Source organism: Ruegeria sp. YKSF131 (assembly GCF_059612645.1).
In genome coordinates this window covers 1-2,625 of the sequence record NZ_JBXWQZ010000126.1, presented here as the reverse complement: position 1 = coordinate 2,625, position 2,625 = coordinate 1, and the positions used below count along the sequence as shown (strand labels likewise).

Sequence of the window (2,625 nt, the reverse complement as noted above, 5' to 3'; positions counted from 1 at the left end):
GCCGAAAGGTCGAAAGGCTTCACGCGCTCAAGTAGCCGAATAGGCGGTAGTGCAAGATGTTATGTCTTTCTTTTTCTGGATCAAATCAAGCGCGAGAAGGGCGTTTGGTGAATGCCTTGGCAGCAAGAGGCGATGAAAGACGTGATACTCTGCGATAAGCCATGGGGAGCTGAGAATAAGCTTTGATCCATGGATTTCTGAATGGGGCAACCCACCTGAATGTTTGTTATTGTTGGCACAGCTGATCAATAATGAGCATGAACAGGTACTTAAGACCTGAATACATAGGGTTTTAAGAGCAAACCCGGGGAACTGAAACATCTAAGTACCCGGAGGAAAGGAAATCAATTGATACTCCCCTAGTAGTGGCGAGCGAACGGGGACCAGCCGAGCCGTGAGTGTGAATAGAACCTGTTGGGAAGCAGGACCATAGAGGGTGACAGTCCCGTATATGAAGCATGATCGGACGTATTAAGTAGGGCGGAACACGTGAAATTCTGTCTGAAGATCGGAGGACCACCTTCGAAGGCTAAGTACTCCTTGCTGACCGATAGCGAACCAGTACCGTGAGGGAAAGGTGAAAAGCACCCCGACGAGGGGAGTGAAACAGTACCTGAAACCGAACGCCTACAATCAGTCGGAGCCCCCTTGCGGGGTGACGGCGTACCTTTTGTATAATGGGTCATCGACTTGGTCTCACGAGCAAGCTTAAGCCGTTAGGTGTAGGCGTAGCGAAAGCGAGTCTTAATAGGGCGAATGAGTTCGTGGGATCAGACCCGAAACCGAGTGATCTAGGCATGGCCAGGTTGAAGGTAAGGTAACACTTACTGGAGGACCGAACCCACATCCGTTGAAAAGGATCGGGATGAGCTGTGCCTAGGGGTGAAAGGCCAATCAAACTCGGAGATAGCTGGTTCTCTGCGAAATCTATTTAGGTAGAGCGTCATCCGAATACCCCGGGGGGTAGAGCACTGGATGGGTAATGGGGCCCCACAGGCTTACTGATCCTAACCAAACTCCGAATACCCGGGAGTACTAGATGGCAGACACACTGCGGATGCTAACGTCCGTAGTGGAGAGGGAAACAACCCTGACCTACAGCTAAGGCCCCCAATTCATGGCTAAGTGGGAAAGCAGGTGGGACGACCAAAACAACCAGGAGGTTGGCTTAGAAGCAGCCATCCTTTAAAGATAGCGTAACAGCTCACTGGTCTAAATAAGTTGTCCTGCGGCGAAGATGTAACGGGGCTCAAGCCATGAGCCGAAGCTTAGGATGCCGTAAGGCATGGTAGCAGAGCGTAGTGTGACATAAGACTTATCCTCTTTAGTGTCTTTCGGGGCACCTTGGAGGATCGAGTCTTTTCGATGAAGCCGGCCTGTGAGGGATCCGGTGGAGAGATCACTAGTGAGAATGATGACATGAGTAGCGACAAAGAGTGTGAGAGACACTCTCGCCGAAAGTCCAAGGGTTCCTGCTTAAAGCTAATCTGAGCAGGGTAAGCCGGCCCCTAAGCCGAGGCCGAAAGGCGTAGGCGATGGGAACTAGGTTAATATTCCTAGGCCAGGAGGATGTGACGGATCACAGGTGTAGTTCAATCTTATCGGATTGATTGGGCTGCTGAGTGGTTCCTGGAAATAGCCCTCCATCAGACCGTACCCTAAACCGACACAGGTGGACTGGTAGAGCATACCAAGGCGCTTGAGAGAACGATGTTGAAGGAACTCGGCAAAATACCTCCGTAAGTTCGCGAGAAGGAGGCCCGGTTCCTAGGCAACTAGGGGCTGGGGGCACAAACCAGGGGGTGGCGACTGTTTATTAAAAACACAGGGCTCTGCGAAGTCGCAAGACGACGTATAGGGTCTGACGCCTGCCCGGTGCCTGAAGGTTAAAAGGAGAGGTGAGAGCCTTGAATTGAAGCCCAGGTAAACGGCGGCCGTAACTATAACGGTCCTAAGGTAGCGAAATTCCTTGTCGGGTAAGTTCCGACCTGCACGAATGGCGTAACGACTTCCCCGCTGTCTCCAACATCGACTCAGCGAAATTGAATTGCCTGTCAAGATGCAGGCTTCCCGCGGTTAGACGGAAAGACCCCGTGCACCTTTACTACAGCTTCGCACTGGCATCAGGATTGTGATGTGCAGGATAGGTGGTAGGCTTTGAAGCAGGAACGCAAGTCCCTGTGGAGCCTCCCTTGAGATACCACCCTTCGCACTCTTGATGTCTAACCGCGGTCCGTTATCCGGATCCGGGACCCTGCGTGGCGGGTAGTTTGACTGGGGCGGTCGCCTCCTAAAGCGTAACGGAGGCGCGCGAAGGTTGGCTCAGAGCGGTCGGAAATCGCTCGTTGAGTGCAATGGCAGAAGCCAGCCTGACTGCAAGACTGACAAGTCGAGCAGAGTCGAAAGACGGCCATAGTGATCCGGTGGTCCCGAGTGGAAGGGCCATCGCTCAACGGATAAAAGGTACGCCGGGGATAACAGGCTGATACTGCCCAAGAGTCCATATCGACGGCAGTGTTTGGCACCTCGATGTCGGCTCATCTCATCCTGGGGCTGGAGCAGGTCCCAAGGGTACGGCTGTTCGCCGTTTAAAGAGGTACGTGAGCTGGGTTTAGAACGTCGTGA

At 53.0% G+C, this 2,625-nt stretch carries 1 rRNA gene; it reads left to right on the top strand.

The window, feature by feature from the left end:
- Positions 1 to 83 precede the first annotated feature (83 nt).
- Positions 84 to 2,625: ribosomal RNA gene (locus tag AC2FLZ_RS21885) — 23S ribosomal RNA — on the top strand; the annotation flags it as partial.